Here is a 23,358-nt window from a genome sequence, read left to right as displayed (position 1 = left end):
AATTAAAGATTGCTTTTTATACTCCTCGGTGATAATTAGTTAGGTATTCAGGTATTGCAATATTCGAAGCAAGCTTTGGATCAAAAACTGGAACTCCTGCTGTTAATTTTAGGGGTAATTCCCCTGCCCAAATAGGTAAAGCATAGTCTTCTAAATCATCTGATGGTGGTCCAGTACGGACTTTAGCTGAACCTTCTTCAATCGGAAAAGAGAGAATTTTTGTGGCTTTTAATTCTTGGGAATTAGGAATACGGGCATCTGACCAACGTCCAGAAATCATTTGTTCTGAAAAAGCTTGTAGAGCATTCATTTTCTCGGCTTCACTTTCAACTAACTTTGCTTTGCCAAACAAGACTACAGAACGATAATTCATTGAGTGATGAAACAAAGAGCGAGCAATTACCAGTCCATCTAACAACGTCACGGTGAAGCAGACATCAACACCTTGTTCTAGGGTTTTAAGCAGACGACTAACAGAAGAACCATGAAGATATAGGCGATCGCCTTCCCTACCATATGCCATTGGGATGACGAAGGGCTGATTATCGACAGTGAATCCGACATGAGCCACCAGTGCTTCATCTAAGATATTGTAAATAAGTTCTCGCTCTTGACTACCTCGTTTGGGTAAACGTCTAACTTTACTCCGTTTAGTGACTTTAAGATTATTAGAATCAGACATCGGTTGTTTTGGTATTTATGTTTCTCTCACTAAAATAAGAAAAATATTGGTATGATTCAAGAGCCACTTTTGGCATTTTAGATCAGTCCACTTGGTTGATTATGGATTTAGCTATTAACCTAGATCGAATTTCTACAACGCCTCTGTATCAACAATTAACCGAGAAAATTCGACTGGCAGTATTGGAAGGAAAACTCAAGCCAAATCAAAAACTACCTTCATCTCGCAGCTTGGCAAAGTCTTTAACTGTTTCTCGTTCTACAGTTACTCAAAGCTACGAACAGCTAGAAAGTGAAGGTTACTTAGAAACTCGCCGTGGTAGTGGTACTTATGTCTGTCATCAAATACCTGATGAGTGGCTACAATCAACGCCAATAGAGCCTGTAATTAGCAAAACATTAGTAAAATCTTGCTTATCTCAATTTGCTCAAAATTTAACTTCTATTGGCAATTTACAAGTTTCAGAACCAGATCATGCTATTAGTTTTCGCTATGGCAATCCTGCGATAGAGTATTTTCCCATGCAACAATGGCGTAAGTTTCTGATTCGTCATTGTCAACAATCTCCAGCTCTGCTAAATTATGCTTCTGATGCTGTTGGATATTATCCCCTCCGAGTGGAAATTGCTAACTATTTAGGACGTTCTCGTGCAGTTCAATGTACTCCAGAACAAGTAATTATTGTTAATGGCTCTCAGCAAGCATTAGACTTAATTTCCCGTTTAGTATTAGAGCCTGAAGATTGGGTGGCAATAGAAGAACCTGGTTATCTTGGCGCACGCTACTGCTTTATGGGACAAAGGGCTAATTTGCAACCTATAACTGTGAACTCCGAAGGTATCGATGTATCTGTTCTTAATAAATACCATCAAAAATTTAAATTGGTTTATGTAACCCCCTCTCATCAATTTCCTACAGGGGTTACTTTGTCTTTACCTCAGAGAATCGCACTCCTTCAATGGGCGCAAGAGACAAATACGCTAATTATTGAGGATGATTACGACAGCGAGTATCGTTATGGAGAACAGCCTATTCCTGCTTTACAAGGAATGGATCGAAGCCAATCTGTAATTTATATTGGTACTTTCTCCAAAATTGTCTTTCCCTCCTTAAGAATTGGATATTTGGTTGTACCACAATCCTGGATATCTTTGGTGAGTCGTGCTAAATGGTTATGCGATCGCTTTTGTCCAATTTTAGAACAGTATGCGCTTAGAGACTGGATTGCCGAAGGAAATTTTGAACGACACATTCGGCGAATGCGGCATCTTTACAATTTGCGTCGCCAAGTTTTAATTAGAGCTTTTCAGAATTATTTTGGCGAGAGGGTAACTATCCTCGGAGAAAATGCAGGTATTCATGTAATGATCAGAATTAAAACGGTTTTATCAGATGATCTTGTCATTCAAAAAGCGTCAGCAGTCGGAATTGGCTTGATAAGTGCTAGAGAATATTATTTGCTACCTCAACACCAAGGAGAATTTATCTTTGGTTATGCTCAGCTAGAAGAAACTCAAATAGAGCAAGGTATCTTAAAACTATCTCAGATATTAAATCAATAAATAAAGTTCTTAGTCGTTAGTCATTAATTTTTAGTTTTTAGTTTCAAAAAGAGTGCCAAAAACTAAAAACTTCAGATAACGGAATTCAGCCATTTAAATACCTTTATACTTTAGTAATCCTATTTGAATTGGAAATTGCTGTAAATGGACAGGGAATAGGGAATAGGCAACGGGCAACAGGCAACAGGCAACAGGCAACAGGCAACAGGCAACAGGCAACAGGCAACAGGCAACAGGCAATTTTTCTCTCATTTCATTTAGGATTGCTATTACTTTAGAGGATCGCAGCGTATCTCGATCATAAAACCATCTGGATCGTAGAAATAAAAACCCCTACCAGTAGGACGAGTCACCACATCTAAGGCGATCGCGATTTGATTTTGTTTGATTACTGCTACAGCTTTGTCAAATAGCTCTGGTTTGATATCAAACGCTAAATGGTTGGCACGGGTAAAACCTCGATCTGGATCTGGATCTGGAGGTAATAAATTAGGCTCCCAAAATAAATCGATGATCGTCCCGTCAGGGGTTTGAAAATTGGTGACTTTTCCTGCTGCAACTAACTCAACTAAAGTTGAGGGAACTTCTTCTCCCTGTAGCTCATGCAAGCCTAAAATTTTTCCATAGAAATGCTTTGACGCATTCATATCTTGAACGTTGAGAGCAATATGATGTATCTTGCGTAAACTTCCAACCTTAATTCCAGCAGATTTCAATTTTGGGCTAACCATCGTATTTTTCTGGTGTTTTTATTGAATGCAACTTGATAGGACTCGATGTTATTTTTGGCCAACATCTATACAATTAACATAGATCCACTGATATCAATCAAGAAACCAACATTAATAAAAAGTATGTTAGGAAGTTTTCAGCAAAGTAATTTGCGCATTGAAGTAGACGCTAAAGAAGAAGCTATTCGAGAAAGTCTAATAGAAAGCGATCGCCTAAAACAGTGGATGTGGCCACAAAATTTTACTTCTCTATCAGGTCAATTGAACACTGGAGATACTTTTATTAGCTCTATTGGATTAATTGAAATTGAACATCAGGTAGAATTAGTTGGAGATAATTGTCTACGCTTGTTACTAAGCAAAGGCATAGATGGCTATCATGAATGGTCTTGGGGTGATGGATGGTTACAATCTCGCCTGGAAGGAGTATCCATGCTACCACTTAATCTTGGTCAAACTTTCAGTTTATTTCGTTTACGCCAATACCTGAATACCAAATCAACGTGAATTCGATAAGTATAAAATTCAATGGTAAGAAGTAGGCAATCGGCAACAGGCAACAGGCAATAGGGTATGTTTTTCGTTCTTGTCAGCATCAACAATTGGGGATATTTTCGAGAATTGCTACCAAAATATCTTTTGTCGAACTGGCGTAAATCAAACTAAGTGCCAGTAATTGTATTCAGACTTCAAACTCCTAAATTATCTTGAACAACATTAAACACTAGTTTCTAGTTGCTGAGACTCTTTTTGCAAGATATTAACTAGCGGAAGGTTTCCCTGAGCTATTGCTACTTGTAAACGGCGATTTAAGTTCCGACGTATATTTTCCAGATGTTTTTGTTTCGCTTGGCGATCGCTCAATTGATATTTTAAGATGTTTAATGGCAAGTTAGTCGTAGTCTGAGTTGTATAAGTATTCATCTGACAGACTTTTGGCGCGTAACTAAACTGATTGATGCTATTCCTATGGGATTTTGTTTCCCACTGAGATATATGACGAGGATAAAGATGTTGAGAATTCATGTTGTTTCTACAAACAGCAATCTCTGCATCGACTATTTCTAAAGGTGATTTTTCGCTTGTACAGTGTTGAGCGTGAGATAAATTTCGCATAAGTATTTCACAATACTAAATATTGATAGTAGTTTAATTTAAAAATTTTTGAATATATTTTATGTTTTGATCATCTTTATAGATTAACTGAGACATTTGGGTTAAATGTCTCTAGTGTACTTGTGAGTAAGATCAATCTTTAGTGTAATGAATACCACGATAAGTTAGTTTGGCGTGAGAGTGATTGTGGCGGTGTTTTTCTTTGAGGTGATGGACTTTCCAGGGTTTACCACGATATACTCCGCCAACTTCACCTTCGCTAACATCCCATTCTACATGGGGAGCTTCGTAAGTTTTGCCATGAAATTGTAGTTTCATTTCTATTACCTCTTAATACAACTATCTACAATGTGTCTCCCTTTTAAAGTTTGTAGATTGTAATCCTCAACTTGCTTAATTATGGAGACAAGTTAAAAAGCCAATTTTCGTTTGGCACTGGACGATTATTTTTTTAGTTTCCACATAAAGGATAATACATTTTTTCTGTAACTTTTGTTACACTTTTTCTAATAAAAGCAAATTGTAATAAAAATTAATATTTATTGTTATTTGATTGCATTGCAGTATCTACTTGTGAATACAGGTGTTCTAAATCGAGATTATTGTCCAAAACCACATCGGCTGCAGCAACTTTTTTCGAGAGTGGAATTTGACTATCAATTCTTGCTGCTGCTTGTTTAGAGGTTAATCCGTTACGCTGCTGTAATCTAGAAATCTGTAAATGGCGATCGCAAGTTACTACCCAAATTTCCGTTACCAGATCTGTTAGTTTGGCTTCAAATAATAAAGGGATAGCCAATACTATTGTTTTTGTTTTAGGCTGAGTTAGTTTTAATTCTCGTTCAAAGCGATCGCGTACATAGGGATGAATTTGGTTTTCCAACCATTGTTTTTCGGCTGAATTATTAAAAATAATCTCTCCTAGAACAGCACGATTAAGACGGAGATCTGGAAGTTTGATAACATCACCATAGCGACTAAAAATTGCCTTTAATATTGGTGAATTTTCAGTTACTGCTTCCCTAGCATAAATATCGGCATCTAAGACGGGTAAATTATATATATTTTTAAGGTAGTCCGACACAGAAGTTTTACCTGTAGCTATTCCTCCTGTTAATCCAATCAATCTGCTGGCTAAAGTTTTCATAGTTAATTAATTTAAAGCAAATATTTCTAACTCAGGAAGGTTTTTTGAGTTCCTGAAGCTTGATAAACTATTGCGAGACAATTTTAAATTAAGGAGTAAGACCTTTGTTGGATCAACAGGCAAAAAAAACAATGCTACGTAAGATTCCCCATGGATTATACATCTGTGGAGTGAAAGAAGGGGAGGAAATGAATGGTTTTACTGTTAGCTGGTTGATGCAATCTTCTTTTGAGCCACCTTTAGTGGTTAATTGTGTCAAAAAAGGTACTTCTTCCCATAAGATGATCGAAAATACCAAAGTATTTGCCATTAGTTTTCTCGAAGATGGGCAAAAGGATCTGGCAGCAGCTTTTTTCAAACCTAAAACTCGTGTTGGCAATAAATTTGAAGATGTCGAGTTTTATGAGGGAGAAGCTACAGGTTGTCCCATTATTAAAGATTCTCTCGGTTACATTGAATGTAAAGTAGTGAACACAGTGGAAGAAGGAGACCATACAGTGTGTGTCAGCGAAGTAATCGCTTCTGGTATCCACCGTGAAGGTAATCAACTGTTATTAGAAAGCACTGGCTGGCAGTATGGAGGCTAATAGAGTTACATCAAAGTAAAGGTCAGATAATTAATGAGTGACACTTTCTAACATTTTGTAGAGATAGGTTTAGGTGCAGGATTTATTTTGACGATGATTAATCACTAATTCTGCTAGTTCACAAAATCCTTCTCCTGCAAATTTATTAGTAATATATTTAGGGAGATATTGAAGGCGATCGCTGTAGCTCATGATATTAGCTACTCCCACCGAAAGAGGAAATTGCTCTGGATTAAATAATGATTCATCATTAGGGCTATCACCAATAGTCACTATTTCTTTTGGTTTGAGCTGGGGAAAATATTCTTGTCTAATCTTGTTTAAAGCGATCGCTTTATCCTGATGCAATGGTTTAATATGGCATTGCACCGTACTGTAAGTAAATCCATAGCCTTCAGCCTGGCAAATATGATTAAGTTGCTCTAATTCAGTTTGATTTAAATCTGCAACATCAAAAGTCCAATCAGTTAAGCGAAAATGATTATCAGCCGATTCTTTTATTTGGGGAAATTTACTTTTGAGTAGCTCAAATACTTGGCTTAATTGCTGACGATGTTGAGTCTGATTAATCTCGGTAATTAAATGTGGGTGGGGATCTTGATTCCAATAGAGTAAACCACCATTTTCCGATATTGCTCCTAATACAGGTAGATAATTGGCGATCGCTTGCACCCATCCAGCGGAACGTCCCGTTACAATTAAAACACTTACTTCACTAGCAGCTAATCTTGTCAAAGCTTTAAATAAGTTAGAGTCAAATTTTTCTGATTGGGTCAGGGTTCCATCCATATCGGTGGCAATTAATCGAATATTTCCCCAATGATAATTATCGATTGCTGTCAATCTGGCTGGACTCATAATTTCTTATTTCTTACCTGTGTCTGATGAAATTTCCTCAATTAACTTTACTTGAAATACTTCTGCAAAAGCTTTTGCTATGTCAACTCGAACACGATCTAACGTGATATGAGGTACAAATTCTGCTAAACTCCCCACGGGTCTATCGACAATACCACAGGGGACAATCCGCTGGAAACCAGTCAGATCGGGACAAACATTTAAGGAAAAACCATGCATCGTAATCCAGCGACGGACTTTGATGCCAATAGCAGCAATTTTTTTCTCTTCTAACCATACTCCTGTTAAATCAGGAATACGATAGGCTTTTAGACCATAGTTAGCAACAGTATTAATTATTACTGCTTCTAACTGTCTAAGATACCAATGCAAGTCTTGTTGATAGTAACGTAGATTCAGAATCGGATAGCCAACTAATTGATTGGGACAATGATAGGTAACTTCTCCACCTCTTTCGATGCGATGAACTTCAAATTCACTTACTTGCGGATCAAACTTCAAAAAATCAACTGTTGAACCTGTTCCCAATGTGTATACAGGAGGATGTTCTAGTAAAACCAAGACATCATTTAAATTGGGATTATTGATTCTCTTGTCTACTAGCGATCGCTGATATGCCCAAGCTTCAGTATATTTAACTAGTTTTAGATTTTTTAGGACACAATATCTTCGATTTGGTATCATATCGCAATTCCAGAATTAAACAAATGTCAATCAATGTAACAGAACATAAAAAGAATTGGTATATTTGATGTTTTGCACGATACAAAGTGTTAATCTTATAACTATAAAGCTATTAAGAAAAAAGCTATTGCTTGAGGAAATTGCAAGGAACAAATATAACTGCAAACTATCTCAAATATAAATATCTAAATTCAGTAAGTTTTCAATTAACACAAGTCTAATTTCAACCTAATCAGTTTAATTGATCATTCATAATTGTTTGGGTAGGAGGTGTTTTTATTCAACTCTAATGAAGACTATGGCGCGCTCTATGAAGTGTAGTCAGATTTTACAGTACCTAAAGAATGATGATTTTACAAATGCATTACTAGATCGAAAAAAGTAGTATTAGCTACTAAAAGTTCTTTAAAAGAGTTGGTTTTTCAGATTAGAAGACTTGTATATCTTACTACAATTTAGGAGCAGCATTGTATTAGCTTTTTTCTTGGCTTTTCAACTGTATTGTATGGAGTAACAAGTATGAAGCTTTTGATCCAAGGAAATAATATTGCAGTAACAGAATCGATTCATGATTACGTTGAACAAAAATTAGAAAAGGCAGTTAAACATTTTCAAAATATAACTAGCAAAGTAGATGTTCATTTATCTGTAGCTCGCAATTCTCGGATCGAAAGAAAACATAAGGCTGAGGTGACGGTATTTGCCAATGGGACAGTAATTCGGGCTCAAGAAGGAAGTGAGAATCTCTATGCAAGTATCGATATGGTTGCTGATAAAATTGCCCGTCAGTTACGCAAATATAAAGAAAAGCATCTTGCCAAAAAGACTCACTCTTTTGTACGCACAGATGAAATAATTGAAGAAGATTTAGTAGAAACAGAAGAACTAGATAGCGACCGAGATCCTGAGTTACCCGCAGCAGTAGTTAGAACTAAGTATTTTACTATGCCACCAATGACTACTTCAGAAGCCCTCGAACAGCTTCAGCTTATCGATCACGACTTTTACATGTTTCACAATAGCGAAACAGGGGAAATCAACGTTATCTACGTTCGTAATCATGGCGGTTATGGAGTAATTCAGCCTCGTTCAGATAGCAATGCCCGTCAAGGTAATTATCCTCATTAATCAATTTCCTTCCTTATAAATCTGAAGAAACTTTGATTCGTAGCTTAGAGCCAATCACTAATGCCTCTAAGCTACTATGAAATGAATTATTAAGAATTAAATGATTTAGCTGGAACTGTCTTAAATCAAGATATAAGATGATGATCCCCGCGAACTAAAAAAACTGTTTGCTTAGGGGGACCTATATTGTTACGGCAGTTCTCTTTTGTTTGAGGGAGCGATAGGGATTAACTTGTGGAGATGTACCTTAATGAGTTGAGTTAATAACTCGCAGGGTATTACCGTATCTAAACAACTTGCAACAATACCTTTTCTCTAAATTTCATCTAGGATTGCCGTAGCTTCAAAAAAAGCTCTTGTCCTATGAAAGAAACTCAAATTAGCTCTGTAACTGTCCAAAACTTAAATAACAAACCAGATAAATACGATACTGATTTCCCAGCAATTCTCGATATGGAAATCATTAGGCGCAATGCCTTAGATGCGATCGCATCCAATGAACGCATTCAAGCTTATGCCCTATTCGAGATTTACGCAAAATCTAACGAGACATTAACCGATAAAGAAATTTGTGAATTAATCGGCTTTAAACCACCGAGAACAGGATATAAATACGAGCGATATAAGTTTATCCGCTATAGCAGCATTCACGTGAAGAATAAGGATGGCAAGCTAGAGAAACAGTCAACTTGGCTGATTAAGAAATTTGATCCAATCGAAGAAGCAAAAGATAGGAAAAAGGCGCAGCAGATCAGAAAGCAAATCTTAGAACAGGGAGAAATTTTAAATCTGGAGATTTTGAATTTAGAAGATTTTGAAATTGATGAGGGATTAGAAAATCATCGTAATATGAAGAAAGTCATGGCTGAAGTTTAATCTAAAATTTACTGGTCATGTGGATATTGATCGTGAGGAGAGAGTCTACATTCATGGTCAATAATCTCCGACTCTACTGAATAATTGAGAGATTGCACAATAAAGGGAAACCCAGCTCCAGCTAAACCTTGCTTGATGCGATCGCTCGTCTCCTCAAAAACAACAAATAAGGGATTAATTTCTTCGGCTGCTTCGCTAAACATATGCTGTTCCTTGGGAGGCATCAACCATTCATAATCTCGATCTAGATAAACCTGGGTTTGTCGCCAACGATTAATTAGATCCGAAAAATCTTCTTCTGGACGATGAATAAAAACGATGATTTCTGCACCCATTTTGATTTTCCACTCAGGATCACACATCAAAATACCTAAGTCGCAGGGAAGAGAAGTAGCAATGCGGGTCGTTTTAGGTTGCAGAGGATTTTTCAATTCTAACTCTGGTCGGCGAATGCGGACTACAGGAAGAGGAATAGTAATTAAACTTTGTTCTGGTCGACGAATACTGGGTAATGCCTCTAGATAGGGACGATATTGCTTGAGTAAAGCGATCGCCCCACTACGAATGCTATATTCTGCCAGTAGAGTTTCATAATCAGTTTTTTTGACAGGCATGAGGTGATCGCTCTCCAAAATTAGGCTAACTGGTCGAAGATAGAGAACATTGGTAAGTACATTGAAAGTAGAATTGTACCGACCATTAGAGCAATACCCACCATCATTATCGGTTCAATCATGCTGGTCAGAGCTTTAACTGCCTGTTCTACTTCATCTTCATAAAAGTCGGCAACTTTCTCCATCATGCCGTCCAATTCTCCTGTTTCTTCCCCAATACTGATCATTTGAATCGCCAAGGCAGGAAAAACATTTTCTTTTTGGATTGCTAAGGAGATCATTCCACCTTGTTGAATGTCTTGTTTAGCAGCCATCACAGCGTTGATAATCACCTGATTACCAATGGTATTACAGACAATATCAAAACACTGCAATACAGGGACGCCCGAACGAGTTAAAGTCCCAAAAACACGACAAAAACGAGCTACAGCGATTTTTTCATTCAGATCACCAAACAACGGCATTTTCAACATAAAGCCATCAATTTGTAAACGACCGGCGGGGGTTTTATAGTAGGTGCGAATTAAAAAACTGACTACGACAAAACCGACAATCGGGATTAATACTTTCCAACTACGAAGTATGCCACTAATCGTTAGCATAGTTCGAGTAAGTAATGGTAATTCTGCCCCTAACTGCTCAAAAATTCCCCCGAAAACTGGAATTAGAAATATTGTCATGCCCAAAAAGGCAATTACAGCAAAAATTCCCACTGTCACAGGATAAGCCATGGCTGATTTAATTTGATTTTGTAACTTGGCCATGTCTTCCAGCAATTTAGAAAGTCGCATTAGCACTTCGTCAAGTACCCCACCAGCCTCCCCAGCTTCAACCATATAGACGTATAAATCATTAAAACATTCAGGGTGCTTAGTCATTGATTCTGATAGACTTGTACCCTGTTGCACCTCAGCACTAATGGCTAATAAAGCTTTTTTAAGTTTGGGATTGGGCGCTTGATCTGCCAGGATACCTAAAGCTCGAATAATCGCCACTCCAGCATTAACCATTACAGAAAATTGCCGTGAGAAGACTGCTTTATCTTTAACAGTTACTTTCGCTAAGGCTAATTCTAATTGAGACAGATCGATTTCAAAACTAGATTTATTAACTTTACCAACAGCTACGTATCTATTTTTTAGTACTAGACGAGCTTGTTCAGCAGAAGCAGCTTCAATTTTTTCTTTGAAAACTTTGCCAGAATGATCTTTGACCTTTGCTACGAATACAGACATATATAAACCAATAATTTAATTGAGTTGTAAGCAAAAAACTAGTTCAATTAGTTAAGTTAAATAGTTGTTAGTTAACGACGCTTGGCATTGGCTGCCAGACCCATCCCAGCAGCGGCACCAGCAAGACGCTGTAACTCATCGGGTCTGGAACTTTTAGCAATTCCCTCTTCCATACTGACCATGCCTTTTTTAATTAAGTCGGCTAACGCTTGTTCCATGGTCTGCATATCCATTTTGGCTCCTGTTTGAATTGCGGAATACACTTGAGAAGCTTTACCTTCACGGATTAAATTGGCGATCGCTGGCGTAACGATCATGATTTCCTGGGCCATCACCCTGCCAAACTCTCCAGGTTTAGGATTTTTCTTTTTAACTAAGGTTTGACTAAAGACCGCAATTAGAGAATTAGATAGCATAGCTCTAATTTGCGCTTGTTGACCAGCGGGAAAAACATCAATCATCCGATCTACAGTGCCTGAAGCAGAGTTGGTGTGAAGCGTGCCAAAGACCAAGTGACCTGTTTCTGCTGCGGAAATTGCCAGAGAAATTGTTTCCAAATCCCGCATTTCCCCGACCAAGATAATATCTGGGTCTTCCCGCAATGCTGCCTTGAGGGCATTAGCAAAGCTTTTGGTATCTTCCCCTTTCTGTCGTTGATGAAATAAACTTTTAACATTGTCAAAAACATATTCAATTGGGTCTTCGACCGTGAGAATATGCTCGGCTCGGGTGCGATTGATTAAATCCAACATCGCCGCCAAAGTTGTGGTTTTACCTGAACCGGTCGGTCCCGTAACTAAAACTAGACCCCTCGGTCTTTCTGTAATCCTCTTGACTACATCGGGCAAGCCTAACTGATCGAAGTTGGGAATTTTGGAGGACAATGCCCGTAAACAAGCGGCATAACAGCCTCTTTCTTTGTAGACATTGACCCGAAAACGGGCTAATCCTTTGACTCCGTAGGAACAATCTAATTCCCAATGTTGCTCTAATTCTTTTCTTTGATTATTATTGAGCATACTGAAAATGAGCCTTTGACACTCTTGGGGCGTAAGTTCTTCACCGATAGGAGTCAATTTCCCGCTAATACGAAAATAGACTGGGGAACCACCCTGGATATGCATATCGGAGCCACCCATTTCCACCAATTGTTCCATCAAATCTTCAATCATTAAATCCATAATTTTTGCCTCTTAAAATAGATATTTAAATGCAGACATACTTACTTATTAACTAAAGCGAGGAGTCATACAGTAGGGACAATCCAGCCATTCAGGTTGTAATTCTGCACTACAAGTACGACAAGTTAAGCCACTTTTACGCTTAGCTTTTAATTCAGCTTCCAAACCCGAATCGGTAAAGGTTACCCGTTCTACTTCTTCCAGGGTGGTATGACCTTCTTTAACTAAGTTCAAGCTATAGGCCAAGATCGTGATCATCCCTTCTTCTACTGCCGTTTCTTTGATGCGATCGGTATTTGCTCCCTCGTTAATCAAAGTCTGTAACTTTTCCGAATTACGCATGACCTCGTAAACCCCAACTCGACCCTTATAGCCAACTCCATTACACTTGGAACAAATAGAGCCATTGCTTTTAGCTTGAGAGAGTTGCTCCACATCCAATTTATTGGCTTTATAAAAGATCACTTCTTCTTCCACTGAAGCCGATAACCCAAACCTAGATAACTCTTCACGGCTAGGATTGTAGGCAATGCGACAATCGCTACAAACTCGGCGCATTAGTCTTTGAGCCAATACTCCTACCAAGGCCCCCGAAATCATAAATGGTTCTACCCCCATTTCATCCAGACGAGCGATCGCTCCTGCTGCGTCATTGGTGTGAAGAGTAGTTAATACCAAGTGACCAGTCAGTGCAGCTTCAATTGCTGTTTTAGCAGTTTCCGAGTCCCTCGTCTCACCTACTAGAATCACATCAGGGTCTTGTCTGAGAAAAGCTCTGAGAATTGAGGCAAAGTCCATGCCTTTTTCACGAATTACCTGTACTTGGGTAATACCGTCCAGAGAATATTCAATGGGATCTTCAGCTGTACTAATGTTAATGTCAGGACTATTTCTTTCGGCTAATACCGAATAGAGAGTAGTAGATTTACCTGAACCTGTCGGACCAGTTACCAAAATAATTCCAAAAGGACGTTTGGCCATATCTCTAACAATCTCTAGAGTTGGCTCGTGGGAAATAAGCTTATCCAAACCCAACTGAGTAGCTGAGTTATCTAAAATCCTGAGTACAACTTTTTCTCCGTAGCGACTGGGTAGAGTGTTCACTCGAAAATCTACCTTTCTACCCTGAAACATGCGGCGTATCTTACCATCTTGGGGTAAGCGTTTTTCAGCAATATCTAGCTCAGCCATGATCTTGAAACGAGCAACCACAGCAGGAATAATCTTTTTGGGCATAGAATCGAAGGGTTGTTGTAAAACTCCGTCCTTGCGATAACGAATTTTCAATCCTTCTTCTTGAGGTTCAACATGAATATCAGATATTCCGTCTTGTAAAGCTTTTGCCAGTATTTTGTTCACCAGAGTAATAATTGGTGCTGCTTGAGCTTCGTTAGCTGCACCTAAGTCATCGGCAATTTCATCGTCTGCCTCTTCTAAGTTGAAATCAAAATTGTCTAATTCTAGAGAAACGTCAACATTGACTTCTTTTTTCTTGGCAGTTTCCTTTTTAACTTGCTCGTCTAAAAATTGATCGATTAGTCTTTGGTAGTCGGCTTGAGTAATAACTTGCCGTTTAACATTAATTCCCTTAGGTCTGAGGATGCGGTTGAGATCATCCTGTGCCTCCAAATTTTCGGGGTCTACCATTGCCACCACTAAAACCGGTGTTTCACCCGATTCTTTTCTTAACGGGATCAATCGATAGCGACGACAAATATCCAGAGGAATTAAAGAATTAATTAATTCCTCCATCTGATCGCCGCTCAATTGATCACTATCTATTTCCGGATCAATAGATTCGACTCCATAAAGAACTTTGAGCTCAAATAGATGATGTTTCTTATACTGAAGTAATAAGTCTGGTGGCAGCTGCTTGCCTGTAGCTGATTCGATCACATCTACCAAAGAACGACCAGTTTTACGGCTTTCAGCTAGAGCCTTCTGCATTTTGTCGCCATCAATAAATCCCTTTTGCACCAATTGATTGCCAAAAGGGGATAAATTGTTACGTAAAGCGATCGCCCGAGTTCTTTTAGAAGAAGAAGAATAAGCCATAAAGCCATAAAAAGGTAAAACATCTCAGTCACGTTATTTAGTGTTCCCCAAAGTTTTATTAAAATTTCAACTGAAACTAACAAAATCATTATTTCTTGCGTTGAGACGAGGAATCGCACCGCAAAGTGCTACATTTGATTAGCGGCAAATTGATAGTTCGGCAAAAAGTTATTTATGATGACTTTAAAAGTATGATTACTTTTCAGGTAAGTAACTGATTTTGTATATGGAGGGATCGACATTCCGATGACTGAAGAGCAGAAACAACCAGAAATCATTGACCAGAACCCAGAAATAAATACTTCTGACGGTCCCGTAGATATCAACGATTCTGGAGCGGAATCGACTGAGGCTACTGAAGAATCTACCGTAGATGAATCACAATCTACAGAAGCTAATTTAGAAATAGAAGATGATGGTACAAATTCTCCTGAGAATGAGGAGATTTTTGCTGCTTTTCAACAGGAAAACGCCAATCTCAAAAAGCTTTTAGACGAAAAAAGTGAACAAGCTGAGCTAACTAAAGCACAGTACACTCGACTAGCAGCAGATTTTGAAAATTTTCGCCGCAGAACAACTAAAGAGAAGGAAAATTTAGAAGTACAAGCTAAAAAAAATGTAATAACCGATTTACTACCAGTTGTCGATAATTTTGAGCGAGCCAGAACTCAACTCAAACCAGAGACCGAGGGGGAAAAAGCAATTCATGGCAGTTATCAGGGAGTCTACAAAACCTTGGTAGATTGTCTCAAAAAAATGGGAGTATCGGCGATGCGACCTGAGGGAGAAGAATTTGATCCCAATTTTCATGAGGCAATGTTACGAGAGCAAACTGACGAGTATCCCGAGGGAACAGTAATCGAGCAGCTAATGAGAGGGTATGTTTTGGGAGATACAATCTTACGTCATGCCATGGTTAAAGTTGCTGTTCCCAAAGAACCTGTGATAACTTCGGAAGAGAAAAAGACGGAACAAGATCAGCAGGAAAATGAAAATACAGAATCCTAAATTTAAAACTAGCTTAGGATTTGGGATTATCTAGAAATATATTACATCGGCATAGAACGATGCCGATTGCTATTCAGATTTTTGCTGTCAACTTCTGTAATTTATAGATTAATTTAAAGTTACTGCCTAACCACTATGGCAAAAGTTATCGGTATTGATCTGGGAACTACCAACAGTTGTGTTTCTGTGCTTGAAGGGGGTAAGCCTGTCATAATTGCCAATTCTGAAGGTGCGAGAACAACTCCAAGTATGGTGGCATTTGCCAAGGGTGATACTCGTTTAGTTGGTCAATTAGCAAAAAGACAATCAGTTACTAACGCTCAAAATACTGTCCACAGCATTAAGCGTTTTATTGGTCGTCGCTGGGAAGATACAGAAGAAGAGCGTTCTCGTACTCCATACAAATGTGTTTCTGGTCGGGATGATACTGTCGATGTCAAGATTAATGACCGACAATATACCCCTCAAGAGATTTCAGCGATGATTCTACAAAAGCTCAAAGCTGATGCTGAGAGCTTTTTAGGCGAACCAGTAACTGAGGCAGTGATTACTGTTCCAGCTTATTTTACTGATGCCCAACGGCAGGCAACTAAAGATGCTGGTACGATTGCTGGTTTGGAAGTGTTACGTATCGTTAACGAGCCGACTGCTGCTGCCCTTGCTTATGGTTTGGATAAACAGGATCAAGAGGAACATATTTTAGTCTTTGACTTGGGAGGCGGTACTTTTGATGTTTCTATCCTCCAATTAGGAAATGGTGTTTTTGAAGTTAAGGCAACAGCTGGAAATAACCATCTTGGTGGTGATGACTTTGATAATGTCATAGTACGTTGGATGATTAAAACTTTTTATACTCAGGAAGAAATTGACTTAAGAACCGATAAAATGGCATTGCAGCGTATGCGTGAAGCCTCAGAAAAAGCCAAAATAGAACTTTCTGTTGCTCCTACAACTTCGATCAATCTGCCATTTATCACTGCTGATGAAACTGGTCCCAAGCATATAGAATTGGAATTGAGTCGGGCAAAATTTGAAGAGTTGGCCAAATCTTTGATTCAGAAAACTCTAGAGCCTGTCAAATTAGCTCTGAAGGATGCGGGTTTAAAACCTACTGAAATAGACCGTATTATTCTCGTGGGAGGTTCAACCCGTATTCCGGCAGTACAAGAAGCAATTCAGACGATTTTTGACGGGATGCAAATAGACCGTTCAGTTAATCCTGATGAAGCTGTAGCTGCTGGAGCTGCAATTCAAGCTGGAGTTTTGGGCGGTGAAGTAGAAGATGTCTTGCTATTAGATATTACACCCTTATCTTTAGGCATTGAAACTTTGGGTGAAGTGTTTACCAAAATCATTGAAAAAAATACCACTGTACCTACCAGTAAATCACAAGTTTTTTCTACTGCCGCCGATGGTCAAACAAGTGTCGAGATTCATGCTCTTCAAGGAGAAAGAGCGATGGCAAAAGACAATAAAAGTTTGGGTAAATTCTTGCTCACAGGAATTCCGGTAGCACCGAGAGGGATGCCCCAAATTGAAGTTTCCTTTGAAATTGATGTTAACGGAATTTTGCAGGTTTCGGCTCAAGACAAAGGTACTGGAAAACAGCAAAGTATTACTATTAGTAATACTGGAGGATTAAGCTCGAATGAAGTTGAGCGGATGCGACAAGAAGCGGAAAACTATGCTGAGCAAGATCGTCGTAACATTGAACTAGTAAACTTGAAAAACCAAGCCGAGAATTTAATTTATAACTACGAATCAACTCTCAACGAACAAGGTGATTTAATTCGCGATGAGCTTAAGGCCAAAATAGCTCGGATCAAAGAAGAATTTAAGATAGCTTGTAATAGTCCTCATACAAGCATTAAAGAAATTAGCGGTATTTTGGATACTTTACGTCAAACCTTGCTAGAAATTGGTACTGATGTTTACCAACAAAAGAATTCAGATGTGGATGATGCCTTTTTGTTCGATGATGATGATTTAGCCGAAGCCGCAACCCAAATGGATATGGAGCAAGATAATAGCGTTAAAGCTGTAGTAAGTGTTTCTAACGATGCCAAAGTTGAAGGTGGAGCTGATTTAGGCTTAGATGATGAGACATCATTTGATGATTATGAAACAGTTGATTAATATAAACTTAGACTGTGAACCGTCAAATTTTTGATCAGTGTCTCAGAAAGTTGGGATTGGCTATATTAAGAAAATTATTTCTTAGTAGTAACCGTACTATATTTTCTGGTTCTGATTTTGCTAAAGTAAATCAACAAACCATAGGAAAAAATTAAGATTTTATGGCAGGGGACTACTATCAAATTCTGGGCGTATCCCGCGATGTAGATAAAGATGAATTAAAGCGTGCTTATCGTCGTCTAGCTCGTAAATATCATCCCGATGTCAATAAAGAAGCGGGGGCTGAGGAAAAATTCAAAGAAATTAATCGTGCTTATGAAGTTCTTTCTGAGCCAGAAACTCGCGCCAGGTATGACCGCTTTGGTGAAGCTGGCGTAGCCGGTGCAGCAGGAGGCTCGGGATTTGATTATGGTGATATGGGCGGTTTCGCTGATATATTCGAAACTATTTTTAGCGGATTTGGCGGGGGTGTTGGTACTGGAGCTAGCCAATCTCGTCGTCGAAATGGGCCCGTTAGAGGGGATGATCTAAGACTAGACTTAAAATTGGATTTTCGAGAAGCTGTGTTTGGTGGCGAGAAGCAAATTAGAATTCCTCACCTAGAATCTTGCCAAACCTGCAACGGTACAGGAGCCAAACCAGGTACAGGAGTTAAAACCTGTAGTGTCTGTAGTGGCAGTGGTCAAGTGCGTCGTGCAACCCGTACTCCCTTTGGAAGTTTTGCTCAGGTATCAGCTTGTACTACCTGTAATGGTACAGGACAGGTCATTGAAGATAAATGCGGTACTTGTCATGGTGCCGGTCGTCAACAAGAAACTAAAAAACTCAAAATTACTATTCCTCCTGGAGTAGATAATGGTACCCGCCTTAGAGTTTCCTCTGAAGGAGATGCGGGAGTTCGCGGAGGTACGCCAGGAGATTTATACGTCTATTTATTTGTTGAGACTGATAAAGAATTTACCCGAGAAGGAATTAACATTAAATCTGAAATTTCTGTTAGCTATTTACAAGCAATTTTGGGCTGTAGTCTAAGTATAAATACAGTTGATGGCAAAGAAGAGTTAACTATTCCTGCGGGAACTCAACCCAATACAGTACTTACTTTAGAAAATAAAGGTGTTCCTAAGTTAGGTAATCCTGTTAGCCGTGGTAATCACTTGATCTCAGTTAAAGTCAACATTCCAACCCGAGTCAACTCCGAAGAAAGAGAGTTACTGGAAAAATTAGCTGCTGTCAGAGGAGAAGTTACCGGAAAAGGAAACAAGGAAGGATTTTTGGGAGGTTTATTTCAAAAATGACCTCTGCTGACTCGTATCAAGGTACGGATAATTCTACCTCCAATCTTGCCGATGCTCATTTAGATCTACGTGGTACTCCCTGCCCCATTAATTTTGTCCGCACTAAGTTACGCCTGGAGCAAATGCCTGCTGGCTCTTTATTAGAAGTCTGGCTCGATCCTGGAGAACCAATTGAACAAGTACCAAACAGCCTCATTATGGAAGGCTATCAGTTAGAAAACATAGATGACCGTCAAGACTACTTTTGTTTGTTAGTTCGCCGTCCTGCCAAATCTTGAGGGAGTTAAATTTGACAGGTGCAGAAGAATTAAACAGCGATTCTCAAGGTCAGCTCATTAAAAGCAATTACGCTTTGAATAAGTCACAAAATAGCCAAATATTGGGCACAGTGGTTGCTGTTCAGGCTAACTTTTATCAGGTAAAGCTAAAAACAAACTTAGATACAGAGTATTTGCTCTGTACTCGACGTACTCGCCTCAAAAAAATTGGACAAAAAGTGATGGTAGGCGATCGCGTATTAATTGAAGAACCAGATTGGCAAGATGCTAGAGGAGCGATTGCTGAAGTCTTACCACGTTCCACGGAGTTACAGCGTCCGCTAATAGCTAACGCTAATTGTATTTTGTTGGTGTTTGCGGTCGAAGAACCTCCTTTAGATCCATGGCAACTAAGCCGTTTTTTAGTTAAGGCAGAATCTACCTCCCTCAAACTGTATTTATGTCTGAATAAATGTGATTTGATTACAGAAGCGCGACGACAACAGTGGGAACAACGTCTGACGCAATGGGGTTATCAAGCAAGTTTTATTAGCGTTAAACAACAATTGGGCATCAGTAATTTATTAGAGCGATTGAAAGGTCATATTACCGTCGTAGCAGGACCTAGTGGGGTAGGTAAATCTAGCTTAATCGATGCTCTGATTCCAGAAATAAACCTACGGGTAGGCGAGGTATCAGGCAAGTTACAACGGGGTCGTCACACTACCCGTCACGTAGAGTTGTTTGAGCTTCCTGAGGGTGGTCTCTTAGCAGATAGTCCCGGGTTTAATCAACCGGATTTAGACTATCTTCCTGCTGAATTAGCACAGTATTTTCCTGAAGCCAAAGCTAAGTTACAAGCAGGAAACTGCCAGTTTAGCGATTGCTTGCATCGAGACGAACCGAACTGTGTAGTTAGAGGGGATTGGGAGAGATATGAATATTATCTTGATTTCTTAGATAAAGCGATCGCCTATCAGGAATCAATGCAACAACAACCCGATGAAGAATCAAGTGTGAAATTGAAGGTCAAACGGTCAGGTAGGAGCCAATACGAGCCTAAATTACAAACAAAAAAATATCGCCGTACCTCCCGCAAAACTAAACATCAAAATCTTCAAAATATATACGAACAACAATTGAGAGAAGAAATTGAAGATCAATTGTAGGGAGTTTATGGATTCAGCGGCTTACACATTAATCTGAGACTATGGATATAAATTGAGAATAATTATATAGAAGTCAAAGCAAAGATCGAGACATTTTCTGTTCCCTTTGAACCAATTTTTAGTATCCTACTAACTAAACTATAGTTCGATTGCTAAAAAATCATTTATAGAAAAATCCTTGGTCAATAGAATCATCGCCTAATTGTAGATTATCAGAGCAGAATTAATAAAAAGGGAAAATTAAATTGTCATCATTATATAACCAAATAAATAGAGTAAATTTGAGTATAAACTGAAAACAAACTAAAATTAGTCTATATCGTGCTTTAAGGTACAGATATAAAGGATTTTATTACTGTTAGTTAATTAAAGTTACTTGGCTAGCAGTATTTTTTTTATTTATGCTTACGAAAAATTACAGGAATTGGCTGTATGTTAAATAACTAATACCATTGCACGGAAGTCATAGGTCAGGAGTCAAAGTAATGAATACCGATATAAATTACCAGACTGTTGTTCGGGAACTAGCAGGAATCGAAACCACTAGCGATCGCGATCGCCTAACTAAGTTATCTTTAGATTATTATCACTTCAGCCCGATTCTGACGGATAAATTACAAAATAAACGCGGTGATTTAGCTGTTTTTCCCACTACAGAAGCAGAAGTACTACAAATTGCAAGGCTTTGCGTTAAGTATAAACTTCCCTTAACTGTAAGGGGCGCAGGTACTGGTAATTATGGTCAATGTATCCCTTTAGAAGGGGGAATCATTCTCGATATCAGTAAAATGAACCAGATTAAATGGTTAAAACCTGGAATAGCTTGCGTGGAACCAGGAGTCAAAATGGCAGCCTTTGATAAAAAAGCCCGAGAAATAGGCTGGGAATTACGCATGGCTCCTTCTACCTACCGTACAGCTACTATTGGAGGCTTTGTCGGTGGCGGTAGTGTGGGGATGGGTTCTGTTAACTATGGACAAATTAGCGATCGCGGTAATCTGAGACGAGTGCGTATAGTGACTATGGAAGAACAACCACAAGTCATAGAATTACAGGGAGACGAGGTTAAAAACGTCCTTCACGCCTATGGAACGACAGGAATTATAACCGAATTAGAAATTTCTTTAGCCCCTGCTTATCCTTGGCAAGAGGTGATTGCTGTCTTTGATGACTTTATGACTGCTGCCAAATTTGGACAGGCTCTTAGCGATAGCGGTGGTATTGTCAAAAAATTAGTTAGTATTCATGCCGATCCTATTCCCAGATACTTTACTGCACTGCAAAACTATCTACCTCAGGGAAAACACTGCGCTCTGCTCATGGTATCAGAATATGATTTTGCCCCTTTTCAAGATTTAGTTAAAGAATATCAGGGAGAAATAACTTACAGCAAAAGTGCATCTGAAGCCCTAAAAGGCACTAGTTTATTAGAGTTCACTTGGAATCATACTACCTTGCATGCTCGTAATGTAGATACCAATTTAACTTATTTACAGACCTTTTACTTTACCTTAGAAAGGCTGGAGAAACTGTATCAACAAGCAGGTGATGAGATTATGATTCATCTAGAATTTCTCCGTGCGGGAGATAAGGCTGTTCCTGCGGGGCTGCAACTCATTCGCTATACCACCGAAGCAAGGTTGAATGAAATCATACGCGATCGCGAAGTAGAAGGGGCATTTATTGCTAATCCCCATGTATTTACAATTGAAGATGGTGGCAATAAGCAAATCGATCCGCAAAAAGTAGCTTTTAAACAAAAAATCGATCCTTATGGTTTATTAAATCCAGGAAAAATGCGTGGCTACCAAAAACCTGTTGAAAGTAGCTTATAGTAATTCTAAGACTCATGAGGTACAGAAGTTATTAGTTTCAGAAAGTAAGGATTGGAGATTAGGAAATTAACAAACAATAACTCCTAACTCTAAATTCGGAATTCCGAATTCCGAACTCAGATTAACTTAGTAAAGTCTAGACTGACATCAGCCCTATGATACTAAATCCGATTGACAGAGTTTATGTAGGCTGACTAGGAAACTGGAAGACTAGGGTAGTAACCAATACTTGTTACTTATTACTTATTACTTATTACTTTGTTTATTAAAGTAACCTACACCAACAGGATTTAGTATGATTAGTTACCTGAAGGGTAAAAAAGTAGAAATTGTTAAAACTACTCAAAATCGTCTCTTTCTGATTTTAGAAGTTAATGATATCGGTTATGAAATGCAGATTTACTCGCGTTTTGCCCGACAGTTAGACGAAGGGGAAAATCAACCAATCCAAATTTTTACTCATCTACAGATACAGGAAGATAAACAGATTCTGTATGGGTTTCCCTCAGCAGCAGAACGAGATTTATTTCGTCAGTTAGTAGCAGTAAGTGGAATCGGCATGCAGTTAGCGATCGCTTTAATTGATACTTTGGGAATTTCCGAGTTGGTTAGTGCAATTGTCACTAGTAATATTCCTACTCTGACTAAAACTCCTGGGGTTGGCAAAAAAACTGCTGAACGAATTGCTCTAGAATTAAAGACTAAACTGGCTCAGTGGCATAAACTATCTGGAGTGGAAGTTCAACAACCGCAAGCTGTATTTGCTCCTCAACCTGAAATTAAAGAAGACTTAGAAATGACTTTATTAGCCTTGGGCTATTCCAATGAGGAAATTGAACAAGTTTTAACTGCTCTGTGTCAAGATGAGCAATTACTTAAAAATTCTAGTGCGGAAGAATGGATTAGAAGTGCGATCGCTTGGCTAAGCGGAGAGTAACTCACCCCATTCTTCGGTTGTGCTGGCAGTTAGATCTTCAAAGTATTTGATTTTGCCTCGTAGATCTTTAAATAACTCTTCAGTCGGAGGTACTTCACTGAACTTCGAGATTTTGGCTACGAGTCTACCACGATCTGTCACAATAATTTCCTGATTATCAGACTCAACTAATCTCAAAATTTCCAGTAGTTTACTTTGGAGCTTACTTTTAGAAATATTCATTTATAATTCTAGTCACATATATAGCAGTAATATAAAAGTG

The 23,358-nt window shown here is 38.7% G+C and carries 25 protein-coding genes; 13 read left to right on the top strand and 12 right to left on the bottom strand.

All coding sequences use genetic code 11. From position 1 onward, the window contains the following. Positions 1 to 16: 16 nt before the first annotated feature. Complete coding sequence (locus PLEUR7319_RS0131280) at positions 17 to 682, bottom strand: pyridoxamine 5'-phosphate oxidase family protein (protein WP_019509189.1); 666 nt, start codon at positions 680 to 682, stop codon at positions 17 to 19. A 101-nt stretch (positions 683 to 783) separates the two neighbouring features. On the opposite strand from PLEUR7319_RS0131280, the gene PLEUR7319_RS0131275 reads away from it, so the two are divergent. Both PLEUR7319_RS0131275 and PLEUR7319_RS41520 read left to right on the top strand, forming a co-directional pair. After that, positions 784 to 2,244, top strand: a complete 1,461-nt coding sequence (locus tag PLEUR7319_RS0131275) for a PLP-dependent aminotransferase family protein (protein ID WP_019509188.1) — start codon at positions 784 to 786, stop codon at positions 2,242 to 2,244. 128 nt (positions 2,245 to 2,372) lie between these two features. Continuing rightward, positions 2,373 to 2,522 (top strand): hypothetical protein, encoded by a 150-nt coding sequence (locus PLEUR7319_RS41520; protein WP_019509187.1) that lies wholly within the window; start codon positions 2,373 to 2,375, stop codon positions 2,520 to 2,522. Here the strand turns inward: PLEUR7319_RS41520 and PLEUR7319_RS0131270 are convergent. After that, positions 2,514 to 2,975, bottom strand: coding sequence for a VOC family protein (locus PLEUR7319_RS0131270; RefSeq protein WP_019509186.1), 462 nt, complete (start codon positions 2,973 to 2,975; stop codon positions 2,514 to 2,516). The two genes, PLEUR7319_RS41520 and PLEUR7319_RS0131270, sit on opposite strands and share 9 nt — an antisense overlap. A gap of 123 nt (positions 2,976 to 3,098) precedes the next feature. Here PLEUR7319_RS0131270 and PLEUR7319_RS0131265 point away from each other — a divergent pair, with 123 nt between their 5' ends. Next, positions 3,099 to 3,482: a hypothetical protein gene (locus tag PLEUR7319_RS0131265; RefSeq protein ID WP_019509185.1), complete on the top strand. Its 384-nt coding sequence runs from the start codon at positions 3,099 to 3,101 to the stop codon at positions 3,480 to 3,482. A gap of 210 nt (positions 3,483 to 3,692) precedes the next feature. On the opposite strand, the gene PLEUR7319_RS0131260 is transcribed toward PLEUR7319_RS0131265, so the two are convergent. The 3 genes from PLEUR7319_RS0131260 to coaE all read right to left on the bottom strand — a co-directional run bounded on the left by PLEUR7319_RS0131260 (position 3,693) and on the right by coaE (position 5,238). Then, complete coding sequence (locus PLEUR7319_RS0131260; protein ID WP_019509184.1) at positions 3,693 to 4,091, bottom strand: hypothetical protein; 399 nt, start codon at positions 4,089 to 4,091, stop codon at positions 3,693 to 3,695. A 132-nt stretch (positions 4,092 to 4,223) separates the two neighbouring features. Continuing rightward, the gene (locus tag PLEUR7319_RS0131255) at positions 4,224 to 4,409 is read right to left on the bottom strand and encodes a DUF4278 domain-containing protein (RefSeq protein ID WP_019509183.1); all 186 of its coding nucleotides are present in this window, start codon (positions 4,407 to 4,409) and stop codon (positions 4,224 to 4,226) included. Positions 4,410 to 4,623: 214 nt separating this feature from the next. Continuing rightward, positions 4,624 to 5,238 carry a dephospho-CoA kinase gene (gene coaE, locus PLEUR7319_RS0131250; RefSeq protein WP_019509182.1) on the bottom strand — a complete coding sequence of 205 codons (615 nt, stop codon included), beginning with the start codon at positions 5,236 to 5,238 and terminating at the stop codon, positions 4,624 to 4,626. A gap of 104 nt (positions 5,239 to 5,342) precedes the next feature. On the opposite strand from coaE, the gene PLEUR7319_RS0131245 reads away from it, so the two are divergent. After that, positions 5,343 to 5,825, top strand: a complete 483-nt coding sequence (locus tag PLEUR7319_RS0131245; protein WP_019509181.1) for a flavin reductase — start codon at positions 5,343 to 5,345, stop codon at positions 5,823 to 5,825. Positions 5,826 to 5,894: 69 nt separating this feature from the next. On the opposite strand, the gene PLEUR7319_RS0131240 is transcribed toward PLEUR7319_RS0131245, so the two are convergent. Together PLEUR7319_RS0131240 and lipB are read right to left on the bottom strand one after the other, a co-directional pair. Continuing rightward, positions 5,895 to 6,683, bottom strand: coding sequence for an HAD family hydrolase (locus tag PLEUR7319_RS0131240; protein WP_019509180.1), 789 nt, complete (start codon positions 6,681 to 6,683; stop codon positions 5,895 to 5,897). A 6-nt stretch (positions 6,684 to 6,689) separates the two neighbouring features. Beyond that, positions 6,690 to 7,367, bottom strand: coding sequence for a lipoyl(octanoyl) transferase LipB (lipB, locus tag PLEUR7319_RS0131235; protein ID WP_019509179.1), 678 nt, complete (start codon positions 7,365 to 7,367; stop codon positions 6,690 to 6,692). A 519-nt stretch (positions 7,368 to 7,886) separates the two neighbouring features. On the opposite strand from lipB, the gene hpf reads away from it, so the two are divergent. Both hpf and PLEUR7319_RS0131225 read left to right on the top strand, forming a co-directional pair. Then, positions 7,887 to 8,495, top strand: coding sequence for a ribosome hibernation-promoting factor, HPF/YfiA family (hpf, locus tag PLEUR7319_RS0131230; protein ID WP_019509178.1), 609 nt, complete (start codon positions 7,887 to 7,889; stop codon positions 8,493 to 8,495). A gap of 363 nt (positions 8,496 to 8,858) precedes the next feature. Next, the gene (locus PLEUR7319_RS0131225) at positions 8,859 to 9,371 is read left to right on the top strand and encodes a hypothetical protein (RefSeq protein ID WP_019509177.1); all 513 of its coding nucleotides are present in this window, start codon (positions 8,859 to 8,861) and stop codon (positions 9,369 to 9,371) included. A gap of 8 nt (positions 9,372 to 9,379) precedes the next feature. Here PLEUR7319_RS0131225 and PLEUR7319_RS37315 read toward each other — a convergent pair whose 3' ends face one another. From PLEUR7319_RS37315 to PLEUR7319_RS0131205, 4 genes are all read right to left on the bottom strand, one after another. After that, positions 9,380 to 9,985 carry a hypothetical protein gene (locus PLEUR7319_RS37315; RefSeq protein ID WP_019509176.1) on the bottom strand — a complete coding sequence of 202 codons (606 nt, stop codon included), beginning with the start codon at positions 9,983 to 9,985 and terminating at the stop codon, positions 9,380 to 9,382. 20 nt (positions 9,986 to 10,005) lie between these two features. Further along, positions 10,006 to 11,220 (bottom strand): type II secretion system F family protein, encoded by a 1,215-nt coding sequence (locus PLEUR7319_RS0131215; protein ID WP_019509175.1) that lies wholly within the window; start codon positions 11,218 to 11,220, stop codon positions 10,006 to 10,008. Between the two features lie 71 nt (positions 11,221 to 11,291). After that, positions 11,292 to 12,401 (bottom strand): type IV pilus twitching motility protein PilT, encoded by a 1,110-nt coding sequence (locus tag PLEUR7319_RS0131210; protein ID WP_019509174.1) that lies wholly within the window; start codon positions 12,399 to 12,401, stop codon positions 11,292 to 11,294. A 48-nt stretch (positions 12,402 to 12,449) separates the two neighbouring features. Continuing rightward, the gene (locus PLEUR7319_RS0131205; RefSeq protein WP_019509173.1) at positions 12,450 to 14,456 is read right to left on the bottom strand and encodes a GspE/PulE family protein; all 2,007 of its coding nucleotides are present in this window, start codon (positions 14,454 to 14,456) and stop codon (positions 12,450 to 12,452) included. 246 nt (positions 14,457 to 14,702) lie between these two features. Between PLEUR7319_RS0131205 and grpE the strand changes: the two genes are divergently transcribed. The 7 genes from grpE (at position 14,703) to ruvA (ending at position 23,096) form a co-directional block, all read left to right on the top strand. Further along, positions 14,703 to 15,464, top strand: coding sequence for a nucleotide exchange factor GrpE (gene grpE / locus PLEUR7319_RS0131200; protein ID WP_019509172.1), 762 nt, complete (start codon positions 14,703 to 14,705; stop codon positions 15,462 to 15,464). A 135-nt stretch (positions 15,465 to 15,599) separates the two neighbouring features. Beyond that, positions 15,600 to 17,600: a molecular chaperone DnaK gene (gene dnaK, locus PLEUR7319_RS0131195; RefSeq protein ID WP_019509171.1), complete on the top strand. Its 2,001-nt coding sequence runs from the start codon at positions 15,600 to 15,602 to the stop codon at positions 17,598 to 17,600. Between the two features lie 161 nt (positions 17,601 to 17,761). Further along, positions 17,762 to 18,898, top strand: a complete 1,137-nt coding sequence (gene dnaJ / locus PLEUR7319_RS0131190; protein WP_019509170.1) for a molecular chaperone DnaJ — start codon at positions 17,762 to 17,764, stop codon at positions 18,896 to 18,898. Then, a complete protein-coding gene (locus PLEUR7319_RS0131185) occupies positions 18,895 to 19,176 on the top strand; it encodes a sulfurtransferase TusA family protein (RefSeq protein WP_019509169.1) in 282 nt (93 codons plus the stop codon). The genes dnaJ and PLEUR7319_RS0131185 overlap by 4 nt, the downstream gene beginning before the upstream one ends. A gap of 56 nt (positions 19,177 to 19,232) precedes the next feature. Beyond that, complete coding sequence (gene rsgA, locus PLEUR7319_RS0131180) at positions 19,233 to 20,324, top strand: small ribosomal subunit biogenesis GTPase RsgA (protein ID WP_036801171.1); 1,092 nt, start codon at positions 19,233 to 19,235, stop codon at positions 20,322 to 20,324. Positions 20,325 to 20,809: 485 nt separating this feature from the next. Further along, positions 20,810 to 22,159 carry an FAD-binding oxidoreductase gene (locus PLEUR7319_RS0131175; RefSeq protein ID WP_019509167.1) on the top strand — a complete coding sequence of 450 codons (1,350 nt, stop codon included), beginning with the start codon at positions 20,810 to 20,812 and terminating at the stop codon, positions 22,157 to 22,159. 295 nt (positions 22,160 to 22,454) lie between these two features. Further along, positions 22,455 to 23,096 carry a Holliday junction branch migration protein RuvA gene (ruvA, locus tag PLEUR7319_RS0131170; RefSeq protein ID WP_019509166.1) on the top strand — a complete coding sequence of 214 codons (642 nt, stop codon included), beginning with the start codon at positions 22,455 to 22,457 and terminating at the stop codon, positions 23,094 to 23,096. Here ruvA and PLEUR7319_RS0131165 read toward each other — a convergent pair. Then, a complete protein-coding gene (locus PLEUR7319_RS0131165; RefSeq protein ID WP_019509165.1) occupies positions 23,082 to 23,318 on the bottom strand; it encodes a type II toxin-antitoxin system Phd/YefM family antitoxin in 237 nt (78 codons plus the stop codon). The genes ruvA and PLEUR7319_RS0131165 overlap by 15 nt on opposite strands. Positions 23,319 to 23,358 lie beyond the last annotated feature (40 nt).

It is taken from the genome of Pleurocapsa sp. PCC 7319 (genome assembly GCF_000332195.1).
GTDB lineage: Bacteria > Cyanobacteriota > Cyanobacteriia > Cyanobacteriales > Xenococcaceae > Waterburya.
The sequence above is the reverse complement of the archived record's forward strand: the minus strand, read 5'-3'. Positions and strand labels throughout refer to the sequence as shown.